This is a genomic window from Delftia sp. HK171 (assembly GCF_001886655.1).
In the GTDB taxonomy this organism is placed as follows: Bacteria; Pseudomonadota; Gammaproteobacteria; order Burkholderiales; family Burkholderiaceae_C; genus Comamonas; species Comamonas acidovorans.
The window spans coordinates 6,298,163-6,312,993 of sequence record NZ_CP018101.1; the positions used below are offsets into that span (position 1 = coordinate 6,298,163).

Here is a 14,831-nt window from a genome sequence, read left to right on the forward strand (position 1 = left end):
GCCCAAAAGCAGGGACGCCGAGCAAGAGCCGCCTCGCGGCGAGGGCGTCGTCCCCCTCCCGCGAAGCGAGAGAGGGCGCCGTGCATACGGGGGAAGGCGCGTAAGCGCCTCAGGGGGTGCTATCCGCCTATATAGACGAACTTGAAGAGGAAGACGCCGCCGATCAGCCACACCATCCAGTGCACTTCCTTGGCGCGCCCCGTGAACAGCTTGAGCACGGCATAGGTGATGAAGCCGAAGGCCAGGCCATTGGCCACCGAGTAGGTGAAGGGCATGAGCAGGGCCGTGACGGCAGCAGGGATGGCCTCGGTGGTCTCGCCCCATTCGATCTCGGTCAACTCCTTGAGCATCAGGCAGGCCACGAAGAACAGCGCGGGCGCCGTGGCGTAGCCGGGCACCACGCCGGCCAGCGGCGACAGGAACAGGCAGCACAGGAAGAGCACGGCCACGGTCAGCGCCGTCAGGCCCGTGCGGCCGCCCGCTTGCACGCCGGCCGCGCTTTCCACATAGGCCGTGGTGCTGGAGGTGCCCAGCAGCGAGCCCGCGAAGATGGCGCCGCTGTCGGCCAGCAGCGAGCGGTTGAATCGTCCCATGCGGCTGGGCACCAGCAGGCCGGCGCGCTTGGCCACGCCCATCAGCGTGCCCGTGGCATCGAACAGCTCGACCAGGAAGAACACCAGCACCACGTTGAGGATGCCACCTGTCAGCGCGGACTTGATGTCCAGCTGCAGGAAGGTGGGCGCAATGGAGGGCGGCGCAGAGAACACGCCGTGGAACTCGTTGCCCGCGAAGAAGAACGAGGCCACGGTGACCGCGACGATGCCGATCAGGATGGCGCCCGGCACCTTCAGGCGGTCCAGCACCACGATGATCAGAAAGCCCAGCGAGGCCAGGATGACTTCGGGCTTGTGCAGGTCGCCCAGGGTCACGAAGGTGGCCGGCGATGCCGCGACGATGCCCGCGCTCTTGAGCGCGATCAGCGCCAGGAACAGGCCGATGCCCACGGTGATCGCTATGCGTATGGACTGCGGTATGCCCTTGATGATCAGCTCCCGCAGGCCGAACAGCGTCACCAGCAGGAACAGGCAGCCCGAGACGAAGACCGCGCCCAGCGCGGCCTGCCAGGTGAAGCCCATGTGCAGCACCACCACGTAGGCGAAATAGGCGTTCAGGCCCATGCCCGGCGCCAGCGCGATGGGATAGTTGGCGTACAGCGCCATGATGGTCGTGCCCAGCGCCGCGATCAGGCAGGTGGCCACGAAGACGGCCCCCTTGGGCATCCCCGCATCCCCCAGGATCGAGGGATTGACGAAGATGATGTAGGCCATCGTCAGAAAGGTCGTCAGGCCCGCGACCAGCTCGGTTCTTACATTGGTGCCGTGCTCACTGAGCTTGAACACCCGTTCCATCCAGTTCATCGCATTGTCTCCGTGTTGTTTTCGCATGCGGGGCGCAACGGTTGTGAAAGCGCCCAGGGTTGAGCACCGGCTGTCCAGGCCGGCACAAGGCATGGCACCCTGCCGGGCGGCCATGGACCTGGTGGCGCGCATCGCTGCGCGCCGATTCAAGGAATGAGGGGGGCGGCGCCGGTCCGCTCAGCTCCCGGCGGCCTGCACGGCCTCGATGGCGCGCAGGATGGATTCCGGCGTGGCCGGCGATTGCAGCGGCGGGTTGCTGCGGTGCCCGCCCGCGGCCGAGACGGCGTCGCGGATGGCGAAGAACACCGAGAACGGCAGCAGCAGCGGCGGCTCGCCCACGGCCTTGCTGCGGTGGATGGAGTCCTCGAAGTTGTCGCCCTCGAACAGCCGCACGTTGAACACGGGCGGGCAGTCGTTGGCCGTCGGGATCTTGTAGGTGCTCGGGGCGTGCGTGGTGAGCTTGCCGCTTTGCGGGTGCCAGACCAGCTCTTCCGTGGTCAGCCAGCCCATGCCCTGGATGAAGGCGCCCTCGACCTGGCCCACGTCCACGGCCGGGTTCAGCGAGCGGCCCACGTCGTGCAGCACGTCGGCGCGCAGCAGCTTGAACTCGCCGGTCAGCGTGTCCACCACCACCTCGCTCACGGCCGCGCCGTAGGCGTAGTAGAAGAAGGGCCGGCCCTGCATGGTGTCCTTGTTCCACGACAGGCCGGGCGTGGCATAGAAGCCGTCGGACCACAGCTGCACGCGCTCGATGTAGGCCTCGCCCACCACGGCCTTGAAATCCAGCACCTTGCCGTTGACGTGGACCTGGTCGTTGGCAAAGCGCACGTCCTCGGCGCGGCCGCCATGGCGCTCTGCGGCGCAGGCGGCCAGGCGTTCGCGGATCTGGCGCGCCGCGTCCTGCGCGGCCTTGCCGTTGAGGTCGGCCCCCGTCGATGCCGCCGTGGCCGAGGTATTGGCCACCTTGGTGGTGTCGGTGGCCGTGACGCGCACGCGCCCGAAGCCCACGCCCAGCTCGTGCGCCACGACCTGGGCCACCTTGGTGTTCAGGCCCTGGCCCATCTCGGTGCCGCCGTGGTTCACGAGGATGGAGCCGTCGTTGTAGACATGGACCAGGGCGCCGGCCTGGTTGAAGTGCTTGACGTTGAAGGAGATGCCGAACTTGAGCGGCGTCAGCGACAGGCCGCGCTTGAGCACGGGGCTGGCCGCGTTGAACTCGGCGATGGCATCGCGGCGCGCGCGGTAGTCGCTGCAGGTCTCCAGCTCGGCCACCAGCTCGTGGATCACGTTGTCGGTCACGACCTGGCTGTAGGGCGTGACATTGCGCTCGGTCTTGCCGTAGAAGTTGACGCGGCGCACATCGAGCGCATCGCGCCCCAGCTCGCGTGCCACCGTCTCCATGATGTTCTCGATGGCGATCGCGCCCTGCGGGCCGCCGAAGCCGCGGAACGCCGTGTTGCTCTGCGTATTGGTCTTGCCCGAGTAGCCGTGCATGGACACATCGGGCAGCCAGTACGTGTTGTCGAAGTGGCACAGCGCACGCGTCATCACGGGGCCGGACAGGTCGGCCGAGTGGCCGGCGCGCGAGACCATGGAGATCTCGGCGCCCAGGATGCGGCCCTCGTCGTCGTAGCCCACCTCGTACTCGTACCAGAAGCAGTGGCGGCGGCCCGTGATCATGAAGTCGTCATCGCGGTCCAGGCGCAGCTTGACGGGGCGGCGCAGCCGCGTCGCGGCCACCGAGGCCACGCAGGCGAACAGGGCCGACTGCGACTCCTTGCCGCCGAAGCCGCCGCCCATGCGGCGGCACTCCACATGCACGGCGTGCGAGGCCACGCCCAGCGCATGCGCCACCAGGTGCTGCATCTCGCTGGGGTGCTGGGTGGAGCAGTACAGGTGGACGGCGCCGTCCTCCTTGGGAATGGCGTAGCTGATCTGGCCTTCCAGGTAGAACTGCTCCTGGCCGCCCACGTAGAACGATGACTTCAGGCGGTGCGGCGCCTCGTCCATGGCGCGGCGCGCGCCGCCTTCATTCGTGCTGCGCGCCAGGTGCATGGGCGGCAGCACGTACTGGCCCAGCTCATGCGCCTGCTGGGGCGTGAGCACGGGCGGCTCGGCCGTGATGTCGGCTGCCGCCTTGGCCTGGGCCGCAGCCAGGCGCGCAGCCTCGCGGCTTTCGGCGATCACGGCGAACAGCGGCTGGCCCAGGTAGCGGATCTCGCCGCTGCACAGGATGGGGTCGTCGTGGATGATGGAGCCGCAGTCGTTGACGCCGGGAATGTCCTCGCCCGTGAGCACGGCCACCACGCCGGGCATGGCGCGGATGGCATCCAGCCTGAGCGCATTGAGCCGGCCATTGGCCACGGGCGACAGGCCCAGCGCGCAGTGCAGCGTGCCGTCCAGCTCGGGCAGGTCGTCGATGTAGGCGGCCTCGCCGGCCACATGCAGATGGGCCGATTCATGCGGGCGGCTGATGCCCACGCGCTGGCCCTGGGTGTGGGCACCGGCCTCGGCGCGCTCGTCCACGCGGAAGGCGGTGTTCTTCAGGTAATGCGCAAAGGCCTCGGACGAGTGCAGCAGGGAGGGATCGATGGGGCGGTTCATTTCAGGCTCCTTGGTGCACTGCGTGGGGCATCACGCTCCAGACGCTGGTGGCCTGCAGCGGCAGCGGCTGCTGCGGACGTGTCTCCAGCCACAGGCGCTGCAGCAGGTTCTGCGCCACCTTGAGCCGGTAGTCGGCGCTGGCGCGCATGTCGGACATGGGCTTGAAGTCCTGGGCCAGCGCGGCCTGGGCGGCCTTCACTGCGGCCTGGTCCCAGGGCTGGCCCACGATGGCCGCCTCGGCCAGGGCCGCACGCTTGACCACGGCAGCCATGCCGCCAAAGGCCAGGCGGGCGGACTTCACCACCTCGCCATCGAGCTCGATGGCCAGCCCCGCGCACAGCGCCGAGATGTCGCAGTCAAAGCGCTTGCTGATCTTGTAGGCACGGGTCTGGCGCCGTGCAGCGTCCAGCGGCACGGCCAGTGCCTGCACGAACTCGCCCGGTTCCAGCTGGTTCTTCATGTAGTCCAGATAGAAGTCATGCAGCGGCATGCGGCGCACGCGCGCGCCCTTGCGCAGCTCGATCTGCGCGTCCAGCGCCATCAGCACGGGAGGGGAGTCGCCAATGGGCGAGCCATTGGCCACGTTGCCGCCCATGGTGCCCGCATGCCGGATGGGCACGGAGGCAAAGCGCAGCCACACATCGGTCAGCCCCTCGAAGCGCTGCGACAGCGCCGACCAGGCCGATTCCAGCGAGGCACCGGCGCCGATGTACAGCTCGCCGCCGTCCAGGCTGCCCGCACCGTGGCGCTCCTCGACGCGCTTCATCTCGGCCACGTCGCCCACATAGACGATGTCGCCCAGGTCGCGGAACTGCTTGGTCACCCACAGCCCCACATCGGTGGAGCCTGCCAACAGGCGCGCGCGGGGCTTGGCCTCGCACACGGCGGCCAGCTCGTCCAGCGTGCGCGGAGCGTGGAAGCTGTCCACACGGCCGCCCTGGGCGGCGTTGGGCGCGGCGTAGTCCAAGCCGGCATCCCGCGCGCGCAGGCCCTGCAGTGCCTGCACCACGGGTTCGGTGGCCATGCGCGTGGCGGGCAGGTCGAACATGCGCTGGCCTGCGTCCAGGATGGGACGGTAGCCCGTGCAGCGGCACAGATTGCCCGACAGCTCGTCGGCCAGCTGCTGGCGCGAGGGGCGCGTGCCGGCCTGCTGGTGGTGCTCGTAGGCCGACCACAGCGACATCACGAAGCCCGGCGTGCAAAAGCCGCACTGCGAGCCGTGACAGTCCACCAGTGCCTGCTGCACGGGGTGCAGCTCGGCACCGCCTGCGGGCTTGCCGGTGGCACAGCCCTGCTTGCCGGCGCACTGGCCCTTGACGTCCTCCACCGTGAACAGCGCCTTGCCATGCAGCGTGGGCAGGAACTGGATGCAGGCATTGACCGTCTGCAGCTGCAGGCCGCCCACGGCGTCGGGCGCGCCGTCTTCGGCCAGCTCGGCGATGACCACCGTGCAGGCGCCGCAATCACCTTCGTTGCAGCCCTCCTTGGTGCCGGTGCAGCGCGCGTCGCCGCGCAGCCAGTCGAGCACCGAGCGCGTGGGATGCGGCCCCTGTACCTCGACGATCTGGCCGCGGTGATAGAAGCGGATGGGTTGGGAACTGGGGCTCTGGCTCATGCTCGTGGGGGCAACTGCTGGTGCGTGGACTGTTCGGATCACGACTTACGCAAATTCCGAGGAAGAAAGCCGCTGGCCCTGTGGCGATGGCGTGTTTGCGTTCTTGCTTGCGTAAGTCCTGCGGATGTACCCGAGATTAAGTCCAGCCCCGCCCAAACGCATAAGACGGCCTCGATATTTCCTATGCGGGCTGCCATATATCCTTGCCAAAAACAAGGGTAAACCCGCAACAAAAGTGTGGATTGCAGCGGTTCAGGGTTCAAAAGCTATGCACAGCCCTCACTCGTGCTCGGCCGGCTCCAGAGGCTTGGGCCGCACATCCTCATCGTCGCCGAGCTGCGAGAAGATCATGGTCGAGGCCAGCGTCACCGCGCCCATGCAGACGAAGGTGGCGCGGAAGGCATTGAGGGTGTGCTGCGGCGTATCGCCGCCGAACCATTCGCTGAAACCGGCCAGCACCGCACCTGCGGCGGCCACGCCCATGCCCATGGCCAGCATCTGCACCATGGACAGCAGGCTGTTGCCGCTGCTGGCGTTGCCGGCATCGAGGTCCTTGAGCGTGACGGTGTTCATGGCCGTGAACTGCATGGAGTTGGTGGCGCCGAAGATCAGCAGCTGGACGATGACCACCCACAGCGGCAGCGCCGTGGAGACCGTGCCGAAGCTGGCGATCATCAGCGACAGCACCAGGGTGTTGCCCATGAGCACGCGGCGGTAGCCGATGCGCTGGATGAGGGTGGTGGTCTGGCGCTTCATGGCCATGCTGGCCAGCACCGTGGGCAGCATCATCATGCCGGCCTGTAGCGGCGAAAAGCCCAGGCAGACCTGCAGCACCAGCGGGATCAGGAAGGGCATGCAGGAGCTGCCCAGGCGCGAGAACAGATTGCCCAGCAGGCCCACGCGCAGGCTGCGCACGGCGAACAGCTCGGGGGCGAACAGCGGATCGGGCCGGCGCAGCGCATGCAGCCAGTAGGCGGCCAGGCTGGCCAGGCCGAAGATCAGCAGCACGAAGACCATGGCGCCGTGGATGCCCTTGCCCGACATGCTGTCCAGCGCCAGCGACACGGCCACCATGCCGAAGGCCAGCAGCGCATAGCCCACGCCGTCGAAGCGCTTGACGGCGAAGCGGTCGCCCACGGGCATGAAGCGCAGGGTAGCGGCCAGGCCGATCAGGCCCACGGGCACGTTGACCAGGAAGATCCAGTGCCAGCTCACGTACTCCACCATCCAGCCGCCCAGCGTGGGGCCGATCAGCGGCCCGACCAGGCCGGGAATGGCCACGAAGCTCATGGCCTTGAGGAACTGCTCGCGCGGGAAGGCGCGCAGCACGGCCAGCCGGCCCACGGGCATGAGCAGCGCACCGCCCATGCCCTGCAGCACGCGTGCGGCCACCATCAGCTGCAGGTTGGGAGCAATCGCGCACAGCACCGATCCCAGCACGAACAGCGCAATCGCCCACAGGTAGACGCGCCGCGTGCCGAAGCGGTCGGCCATCCAGCCCGATGCCGGGATCAGCATGGCCATGGTCAGCGAATAGGCGACGATGACGGACTGCATGCGCAGCGGGCTCTCGCCCAGGGCCTCGGCCATGGTGGGCAGCGCAGTATTGACGATGGTGCCGTCCAGCGTCTGCATGAAAAAGCCGATGGCCACGAGCCATAGGAGCACCGAACGCGAGGAGGATGTGGTGGAGGCGGAAGCGCTTTTGTCTTCAGGAATCATGGCAAGGCAGGGAGGGCGCAGGCGTTAAAAAACCGCCTGCGCATTGCTGCGCGGCGGTTGGTGGCGTGTTGTGCGGCGGGCTGCTGCGGGCTTCACTGCAGCGCGGCCGACAAGGCTTATACCGAGAAGCTCGATCCGCAGCCGCAGGTGGTGGAGGCGTTGGGGTTCTTGATCACGAACTGCGCGCCCTGCAGGTCTTCCTTGTAGTCGATCTCGGCACCCACCAGGTACTGGTAGCTCATGGCGTCGATCAACAGCGACACGCCATTCTTGGTCATGGTCGTGTCGTCGTCGTTGGTGATCTCGTCGAAGGTGAAGCCGTACTGGAAGCCCGAGCAGCCGCCACCTTGCACGAACACGCGCAGCTTCAGGTCAGGGTTGCCTTCCTCGGCGATCAGATCGGCCACCTTGGCAGCTGCGCTGTCGGTGAAGACGATCGGGGTGGGCATTTCGGCGGTGGTGGTTTCGGTGATTTCTGCGACGGCGCTCATGGGGATACTCCGAAGTTCTCAATTGGCCCGAATGGTACAGCAAAGGGCTCGGGAATTCCCGGGGCCGCCGGCTTGACGACAGTGCAAGTGGGGGCATTGGCCACCGACGGCGAAGATGAATGCGAAGGGTTTGCATCGCCCAGAAAAAAACCGCCGGCAAAGGCGGTTTTTTTCTGGGGAAAGCCCCGGGGGACTTTCCTGCAGTGCCAGCGGATTAACGCTTGGAGAACTGCTTGGCGCGGCGTGCGGAGCGCAGGCCGACCTTCTTACGTTCGACTTCACGAGCGTCACGCGTCACGAAGCCGGCTTGGCTCAGGACGGGCTTGAGCGCTGCGTCATAGTCGATCAGGGCGCGGGTGATGCCGTGGCGGGTAGCGCCGGCCTGGCCGGATTCACCACCACCGTGGACGTTCACTTGAATGTCGAAAGCTTCCAGGTTGCTCGTCAGAGCCAGGGGCTGCTTTGCGATCATGATCGAGGTTTCGCGGCCGAAGTATTCCTGAATGTCCTTGCCATTCACGGTAATCTTGCCGGAGCCCTTCTTCAGGAACACGCGTGCGACGCTGGATTTGCGACGGCCGGTGCCATTGTTCCAATCACCAATCATCTAGGTCTCCTTAGATTTCCAGAGCCTTGGGCTGCTGGGCGGTGTGGGGATGCTCAGCACCGCCGTACACCTTGAGCTTCTTGATCATTGCGTAGCCCAGGGGACCCTTGGGCAGCATGCCCTTGACGGCCTTTTCCAGAGCACGGCCGGGGAACTTGGCCTGCATGTCGCGGAAGTTGGTGGCAGTGATGCCGCCGGGGAAACCAGAGTGGCGGTAGTACACCTTGTCCAGGTTCTTGGTGCCGGTGACCTTGAGCTTGGAGGCGTTGATGATGACGATGAAGTCGCCGGTGTCAACGTGAGGTGTGTAAATGGCTTTGTGCTTGCCGCGCAGACGGAGTGCCACTTCGCTGGCGACACGTCCGAGCACCTTATCGGTGGCGTCAATCACAAACCACTCGTGTTGCACCTCAGCGGGCTTTGCGCTGAATGTAGACATGAGTTTTCTCTTTCAAGAAAGGTTTGGCGGGTCCTTTTCCGCGGTCGGCGCTTCTTCAAAAAGGAAGCCTCTTAGGCGGGGATGTAAACTTCGCCGCGGGACCCTAAAATCGCTGCGAAGCCCTCCATTATACAAAAACGGCAGGCCTTCGCCATCCCCCCCTTGCGCCGCACTGGCTTCAGCGCCGGCCCCCATCCTTCAGCCGCCACGGACAACCACCCGGCAGCGCGGCTGGTTACCATACGCCTATGTTCAGTTACCGCCACGCCTTCCATGCAGGCAACCATGCCGATGTGCTCAAGCACACCGTGCTGATCGCCACCCTGCAATACCTCCTCCAGAAGGATGCCGCCCTCACGGTGCTGGACACGCACGCCGGCGCCGGCCTGTACCGACTGGACGGCGACTATGCCAACAAGAGCGGCGAGTCCGCAGACGGCATCATGCGCCTGGCCCAGGCCAAGGAGGCCGAGCTGGCCCCGGTGCTGCAGGCCTACCTGGCCACGGTGCGCTCCTTCAACCAGGGCGCGCAGCTGCGCAACTACCCGGGCTCGCCCTTCATCATCCAGTCCCTGCTGCGCGTGCAGGAGCGCGACAAGCTCAAGGTCTTCGAGCTGCATCCCACCGACATGCGCTCGCTGGCGGGCAACATTGCCCAGCTCGAAGCGGGCCGCCAGGTGGCCGTGCTGCACGAGGACGGCTTCGAGGGCATCAAGAAATTCCTGCCACCACCGTCACGCCGCGCCCTGGTGCTGTGCGACCCCAGCTACGAGCTCAAGAGCGACTACGCCAAGGTGCTGGACATGGCGGCCGACAGCCTCAAGCGCTTTGCCACAGGCACGTATGCGGTCTGGTATCCGATCATCCCGCGCCCCGAGGCGCACGATCTGCCGCGCCGCCTGAAGACCATGACCACCAAGGCCGGCAAGAGCTGGCTGCATGTGGAGCTCACGGTCAAGAGCAACAAGACGTCGGAGCGCGGCGGCCTGCCGGCCAGCGGCATGTTCCTGATCAATCCGCCGTTCAATCTCAAGGAACAGCTCAAGCCGGCCATGCCGCAGCTGGTCAAGCTGCTCGGTCAGGACGAGAACGCGGCCTTCACGCTCGAATCCGGCGGCTGAGCCCGGTTCAGCGCGAGCTCGACGCCGCAGAGGCCACTGCCGTGGCCGAGGCTGCGGCGGGCGCAGCGGCCTTCGCCACCGGCCTGGCGGCAGGGGCGGCCCGGCTGGCCACGGCCGTGCGTGCATTGGGCCTGGTTGCGGGCGCCTTGGCCTGCACACGCGGCCGGACCGGGGCCTTTGCCTGAACCTGGGTCCGCGCCCGCGTTTGTGTTTGTGTTTGTGTTTGTGTCTGTGCCCTGGCCTGCTGAGTCTTCTTGAGGGACTCTGCCTTCCTCGCCGTGACCAGGGTTTCGGGGCATTCTTCCTCGCCTTCGTCGAGCTGCCACAGCTCCACGGGCTTGATGCCCAGGCCGACCATGCCCAGCTCCTGCGCAGCGGCCTGGCTCAGGTCGATCACGCGGCCGGGCGCAAACGGCCCCCGGTCATTGATGCGCACCACCACCGTCCTGCCTGTCGCGGCGCTGCGCACGCAGACACGGCTGCCGAAGGCGAAGCTGCGGTGCGCAGCCGTCAGCTCTTCCTTGTCGAAACGTTCGCCGCTGGCCGTCAGCCGGCCATGCAGGCCCGGGCCATACCAGGAGGCCAGGCCTTGCTGGTCGCTGTCGCGCGAGGGAACGAGGGCGAAATCGGGATTGGAGGGAGTGTTGGCACTCTCTTCGGACGAAGCCGGTTCGGAGGGCCTGGCATCCGCGGACCTGCTGACAGGCGGTGTGGCCCGCGAGGCGCGGCTGCTGCGCTTGCCTGCGGAGGGAACGGCCGCAGGCGTCTGGCCTTCAGCCATCGCCTCGGCACCTGCCGAACCAGCAGAACCGGCCATCAGGGCGCCGGACTCGGCATCGGTTTCGGCCACGGGAGCCGGTGCGCAGCCAGCCAGGGTGGCGGTGATGGCACACATGGCCAGCCAACGCCAATGCAGGCGTCGAAAATTACGATCCATGGGCAAAAACCTCCAGGGAACGCCTGACCGTTCCCAAGTTCTAGAGGGCCGCCCGGGGCCGGCGCAGTGGCTGCGCGCTCAAAGGCCCAATCGATCGCAGATTTCCAGCGTGGCGACGCTCTGGTTCATCGTATAGAAGTGCAGCCCGGGAGCGCCCTGGCTGCGCAACTGCTCGCATAGACGGGACACGACATCGAGGCCGAAGGCGCGAATGGACGCCGTGTCATCTCCGTAAGCCTGCAGACGCAGGCGGATCCAGCGCGGGATCTCGGCGCCGCAGGCGTCCGAGAAGCGCATCAGCTGCGTAGAGCTGGTGATGGGCATGATGCCGGGAACAACCGGTGCATCAAGCCCCATGCCGCGCGCCGCATCAACGAAACGGCAGTAGGCGTCGGCATTGTAGAAATATTGGGTGATCGCGGAATCCGCGCCAGCGCGCACTTTAGCCGCAAACGCTTCCAGATCGGAATGTGGGGATTTCGCCTGCGGGTGGACCTCGGGATAGGCTGCCACCTCGATGTGGAACCAGTCGCCGAACTCGCGGCGGATGAATTCCACGAGGTCGCTGGCGTACTGGAATTCCCCTCCCAGGCCATAGCCGCTGGGCAGGTCGCCGCGCAGAGCGACGATGCGGCGCACGCCCATGGCCTTGAGCTCCTGCAGCTCGGCACGCACCTTGTCGTGCGTGGCGCCCACGCAGGAGAAATGCGATGCCGCGCTGACGCCTTCGCTCTGGATGTCACGCACCATGTTGAAGGTGCCGGCCTGCGTGGAGCCGCCCGCGCCATAGGTGACGGAGCAGAACTGGGGCTTGCGCGCATAGAGGTTCTTGCGCACCTGCACATGCTTGGCCGCGCCTTCGGGCGTCTTGGTCGGGAAGAATTCGAAGCTGATCGGAAAGCTCATGTAAGACTCACTGCTCAGTGTTTCATTCGTTGCGTTTGCGCAGCTTGGCGCGGCCCGGTCCGGGCACGCCGAACTCGGTGCTGGTGTCGATCACACGCTCGTTGCGCTGCTCGCGCAGCACGGTGCGGGACACGCGCTTGGGCGCGGCCGGCTTAGGCGCTGCTTTCACGGCCGAACGGGGTTCGTCCTCGTCCTGCGTTTCAGGCTGTGCAGGCTCCTTCACCACGGCCGCCTGCTGGGCATGCACGAAGAATTCGCGGTTGCCGTCACCGCCTTCGATGGCCGACTCCATCCAGCCCTTGACCTCCAGGCCCAGCTCGCCCAGGCAGGTGCGGATGCGCTGCTCCACCTCGGTGAACAGGGCCGCATCGCGCACGATGCCGCCCTTGCCGACCTGGCCCGGCTGCAGTTCGAACTGCGGCTTGACCAGCATCAGCAGCTGGCCATGCGGCTTGAGCAGGCGCGTGACGGCCGGCAGCACCAGGGTCAGCGAGATGAAGGACAGATCGCCCGTGACGAAGTCGAACTGCGGCGTGATGTCCACGTCGGCAAACTCGGCGCGTCGGCGGCGCTGCGTGGCCACCGTGCCTTCTTCCCGGGCCTTGCCCTTGGCCGCGCGCTCGGCCTTGAAGGCCTCGATCTCTTTTTCCTTGGCGTCGTCGCTGTCGTCGTAGTCTTCATCGACCAGACCGCCGTTGCGCATCCAGGCATAGGGCGCCACGGGCTGGGTGTCGTTGTCGTCGGGATCTTCTTCCCAGCGTTCGGACAGCACTTCCTCGCAGGACTCCTGCAGGCCCTCGGCCGTCACCGCGCGGGCGTTGACGCCCTCGACGCAGATCACACGCACATCCGAGCGCAGCCGGTCGTGCAACTGGCCATGGCCCACATCCACGCCGATGACCTGGGCAGCGCCCGCCTGCAGCAGGCAGTCGGTGAAACCGCCCGTGCTCTGGCCCACGTCCAGGCAGCGCAGGCCCTGCACCGACAGCTTGGTGACCGCCAGCGCGCCTTCCAGCTTCAGCCCACCGCGCGAGATGAACCGGGCCTCGGCCCCGTCCAGCAGCTGCAGCTCGGCACCCGCAGGAATCTCGTCGCCGTTCTTGGCAACCTTCTTCCAAGGCGTCAGCGGCGTCATGCGCCATTGCACGCCACCCGCAATCAGCCGCTGCGCCTGCGAGCGCGTGGCCGCATGGCCGGCTTCCACCAAAAATACATCTGCGCGCATAGCGTCGCTCCAGGAAATCTCAGTTGACTAATGCCCGAAACCGGCGCGACCCAACTCAGGGACGCCAAGCAAGGGCCGCCCCGCAGCGAGGGCGTCGTCCCCCTCCCCCGCGAAGCGGGTAGAGAGGGGGAAGGCGCGTCAGCGCCTCAGGGGGTGCTTAGTAGCGATAAGTTTCGGGCTTGTAGGGGCCCTGCTTGCTCACGCCGATATAGGCGGCCTGGCCGTCCGTCAGTTCGGTCAGCATGGCGCCGACCTTCTTCAGGTGCAGTCGGGCGACCTTCTCGTCCAGGATCTTGGGCAGCACGTAGACCTTGCCGACCTCGTAGGCGTCGGGCTTGGTGAACAGCTCGATCTGGGCGATGGTCTGGTTGGCGAACGAGGCGCTCATCACGAAGCTGGGGTGGCCGGTGGCGCAACCCAGGTTCACCAGGCGGCCCTTGGCCAGCAGGATGATCTTCTTGCCGTCAGGGAAGGTGATGTGGTCCACCTGGGGCTTGATTTCTTCCCACTGGTACTGCTCGATGGAGGCGACGTCGATCTCGTTGTCGAAGTGGCCGATGTTGCAGACGATGGCTTCGTTCTTCATGGCCACCATGTGCTCGTGGCGGATGATGTCGCGGTTGCCGGTGGTGGTCACGAAGATGTCGGCCTTGTCTGCCGCCCATTCCATGGTCACGACCTTGTAGCCTTCCATGGCCGCCTGCAGGGCGTTGATGGGATCGATCTCGGTGACCCAGACCTGGGCCGACAGCGCGCGCAGCGCCTGGGCGCAGCCCTTGCCCACGTCGCCGTAGCCGGCCACCACGGCGACCTTGCCGGCGATCATCACGTCGGTGGCGCGCTTGATGCCGTCCACCAGCGATTCGCGGCAGCCGTAGAGGTTGTCGAACTTGCTCTTGGTGACGGAGTCGTTGACGTTGATGGCACGGAACTTCAGCGTGCCCTTGGCCGACATCTCGTTGAGGCGGTGCACGCCGGTCGTGGTCTCTTCGGTCACGCCGATGATGTGGGCGCTCTTGCGCGTGTACCAGGTGGGGTCCTGGGCCAGCTTGGCGCGGATGGCGGCGAAGGCGATCTTCTCTTCTTCGGAGGCGGGGTTGTCCAGCACGGACAGGTCCTTTTCGGCACGCATGCCCAGGTGCAGCAGCATGGTGGCGTCGCCGCCGTCGTCCAGGATCATGTTCGGGCCTTCGCCTTCGGTGCCGGCGGCGCCGAATTCAAAGATGCGGTGGGTGTAGTCCCAGTAGTCGGCCAGCGATTCGCCCTTGATGGCGAACACGGGCGTGCCGGTTTCCGCGATGGCGGCAGCAGCGTGGTCCTGCGTCGAGAAGATGTTGCAAGACGCCCAGCGCACTTCGGCGCCCAGGGCCTTGAGCGTCTCGATCAGCACGGCCGTCTGGATGGTCATGTGCAGCGAGCCGGTGATGCGCGCGCCCTTGAGGGGCTGGGCAGCGGCGAATTCCTCGCGCGTGGCCATCAGGCCGGGCATTTCGGTTTCGGCGATCAGGATTTCCTTGCGGCCCCAGGCAGCGAGGGAAATGTCAGCGATGGCCGTGTCGGCGGAAACGGGACGAACAGCAGCGTTCATGGTTTTCTCCAAAAGATGAATGAAAAACCACGTTCTGCGGGAGACGAAAAAAAGCTCACCGCACAGAAAGCGTGGGCGAGCGTCGTTGCAGGTATGACTCCGAGCCTCGCGACCACGCCTGATGTGTGGGGGCCGCTGCAACGCTCCTCGGAGAGGCG

At 66.3% G+C, this 14,831-nt stretch carries 12 protein-coding genes and 1 riboswitch; of the genes, 1 reads left to right on the plus strand and 11 read right to left on the minus strand.

Annotated features, from left to right (window positions below; all coding sequences use genetic code 11):
* Positions 1-119: 119 nt before the first annotated feature.
* From BO996_RS28160 to rplM, 7 genes are all read right to left on the minus strand, one after another.
* The gene (locus BO996_RS28160) at positions 120-1,418 is read right to left on the minus strand and encodes an NCS2 family permease (protein ID WP_012207705.1); all 1,299 of its coding nucleotides are present in this window, start codon (positions 1,416-1,418) and stop codon (positions 120-122) included.
* 177 nt (positions 1,419-1,595) lie between these two features.
* Positions 1,596-4,022 (minus strand): xanthine dehydrogenase molybdopterin binding subunit, encoded by a 2,427-nt coding sequence (xdhB, locus tag BO996_RS28165; protein WP_016448453.1) that lies wholly within the window; start codon positions 4,020-4,022, stop codon positions 1,596-1,598.
* 1 nt (position 4,023) lies between these two features.
* Entirely contained in the window at positions 4,024-5,637 is a 1,614-nt protein-coding gene (gene xdhA, locus BO996_RS28170) for a xanthine dehydrogenase small subunit (protein WP_071956956.1), read from the minus strand.
* A 279-nt stretch (positions 5,638-5,916) separates the two neighbouring features.
* A complete protein-coding gene (mdtD, locus tag BO996_RS28175) occupies positions 5,917-7,359 on the minus strand; it encodes a multidrug transporter subunit MdtD (RefSeq protein WP_016448457.1) in 1,443 nt (480 codons plus the stop codon).
* 116 nt (positions 7,360-7,475) lie between these two features.
* Positions 7,476-7,850: an iron-sulfur cluster insertion protein ErpA gene (gene erpA / locus BO996_RS28180; protein WP_013800449.1), complete on the minus strand. Its 375-nt coding sequence runs from the start codon at positions 7,848-7,850 to the stop codon at positions 7,476-7,478.
* Positions 7,851-8,064: 214 nt separating this feature from the next.
* Positions 8,065-8,457 (minus strand): 30S ribosomal protein S9, encoded by a 393-nt coding sequence (gene rpsI / locus BO996_RS28185; protein WP_012207710.1) that lies wholly within the window; start codon positions 8,455-8,457, stop codon positions 8,065-8,067.
* A 10-nt stretch (positions 8,458-8,467) separates the two neighbouring features.
* On the minus strand, positions 8,468-8,896 hold the full coding sequence (rplM, locus tag BO996_RS28190) for a 50S ribosomal protein L13 (RefSeq protein WP_012207711.1): 429 nt from the start codon (positions 8,894-8,896) through the stop codon (positions 8,468-8,470).
* 248 nt (positions 8,897-9,144) lie between these two features.
* Here rplM and BO996_RS28195 point away from each other — a divergent pair, with 248 nt between their 5' ends.
* On the plus strand, positions 9,145-10,017 hold the full coding sequence (locus BO996_RS28195) for a 23S rRNA (adenine(2030)-N(6))-methyltransferase RlmJ (RefSeq protein ID WP_063328516.1): 873 nt from the start codon (positions 9,145-9,147) through the stop codon (positions 10,015-10,017).
* Between the two features lie 7 nt (positions 10,018-10,024).
* Here the strand turns inward: BO996_RS28195 and BO996_RS28200 are convergent, their stop codons facing one another.
* The 4 genes from BO996_RS28200 to ahcY all read right to left on the minus strand — a co-directional run bounded on the left by BO996_RS28200 (position 10,025) and on the right by ahcY (position 14,673).
* A complete protein-coding gene (locus BO996_RS28200; RefSeq protein ID WP_071956957.1) occupies positions 10,025-10,954 on the minus strand; it encodes a septal ring lytic transglycosylase RlpA family protein in 930 nt (309 codons plus the stop codon).
* Positions 10,955-11,032: 78 nt separating this feature from the next.
* Entirely contained in the window at positions 11,033-11,860 is an 828-nt protein-coding gene (gene metF, locus BO996_RS28205; protein ID WP_034397320.1) for a methylenetetrahydrofolate reductase [NAD(P)H], read from the minus strand.
* Between the two features lie 22 nt (positions 11,861-11,882).
* The gene (locus BO996_RS28210; protein WP_071956958.1) at positions 11,883-13,085 is read right to left on the minus strand and encodes a TlyA family RNA methyltransferase; all 1,203 of its coding nucleotides are present in this window, start codon (positions 13,083-13,085) and stop codon (positions 11,883-11,885) included.
* A 157-nt stretch (positions 13,086-13,242) separates the two neighbouring features.
* Complete coding sequence (ahcY, locus tag BO996_RS28215) at positions 13,243-14,673, minus strand: adenosylhomocysteinase (RefSeq protein WP_013800445.1); 1,431 nt, start codon at positions 14,671-14,673, stop codon at positions 13,243-13,245.
* 70 nt (positions 14,674-14,743) lie between these two features.
* Positions 14,744-14,828, minus strand: a riboswitch (S-adenosyl-L-homocysteine riboswitch).
* Between the last annotated feature and the right edge of the window lie 3 nt (positions 14,829-14,831).

What these genes read in the sequence shown, in the direction of transcription:
- mdtD (WP_016448457.1), bottom strand. Translation starts at nt 7,359, where the DNA reads ATGATTCCTGAAGACAAAAGCGCTTCCGCCTCCACCACATCCTCCTCG.
- BO996_RS28200 (WP_071956957.1), bottom strand. Translation starts at nt 10,954, where the DNA reads ATGGATCGTAATTTTCGACGCCTGCATTGGCGTTGGCTGGCCATGTGT.
- rpsI (WP_012207710.1), bottom strand. Translation starts at nt 8,457, where the DNA reads ATGATTGGTGATTGGAACAATGGCACCGGCCGTCGCAAATCCAGCGTC.
- xdhA (WP_071956956.1), bottom strand. Translation starts at nt 5,637, where the DNA reads ATGAGCCAGAGCCCCAGTTCCCAACCCATCCGCTTCTATCACCGCGGC.
- xdhB (WP_016448453.1), bottom strand. Translation starts at nt 4,022, where the DNA reads ATGAACCGCCCCATCGATCCCTCCCTGCTGCACTCGTCCGAGGCCTTT.
- metF (WP_034397320.1), bottom strand. Translation starts at nt 11,860, where the DNA reads ATGAGCTTTCCGATCAGCTTCGAATTCTTCCCGACCAAGACGCCCGAA.
- BO996_RS28195 (WP_063328516.1), top strand. Translation starts at nt 9,145, where the DNA reads ATGTTCAGTTACCGCCACGCCTTCCATGCAGGCAACCATGCCGATGTG.
- ahcY (WP_013800445.1), bottom strand. Translation starts at nt 14,673, where the DNA reads ATGAACGCTGCTGTTCGTCCCGTTTCCGCCGACACGGCCATCGCTGAC.
- BO996_RS28210 (WP_071956958.1), bottom strand. Translation starts at nt 13,085, where the DNA reads ATGCGCGCAGATGTATTTTTGGTGGAAGCCGGCCATGCGGCCACGCGC.
- BO996_RS28160 (WP_012207705.1), bottom strand. Translation starts at nt 1,418, where the DNA reads ATGAACTGGATGGAACGGGTGTTCAAGCTCAGTGAGCACGGCACCAAT.
- erpA (WP_013800449.1), bottom strand. Translation starts at nt 7,850, where the DNA reads ATGAGCGCCGTCGCAGAAATCACCGAAACCACCACCGCCGAAATGCCC.
- rplM (WP_012207711.1), bottom strand. Translation starts at nt 8,896, where the DNA reads ATGTCTACATTCAGCGCAAAGCCCGCTGAGGTGCAACACGAGTGGTTT.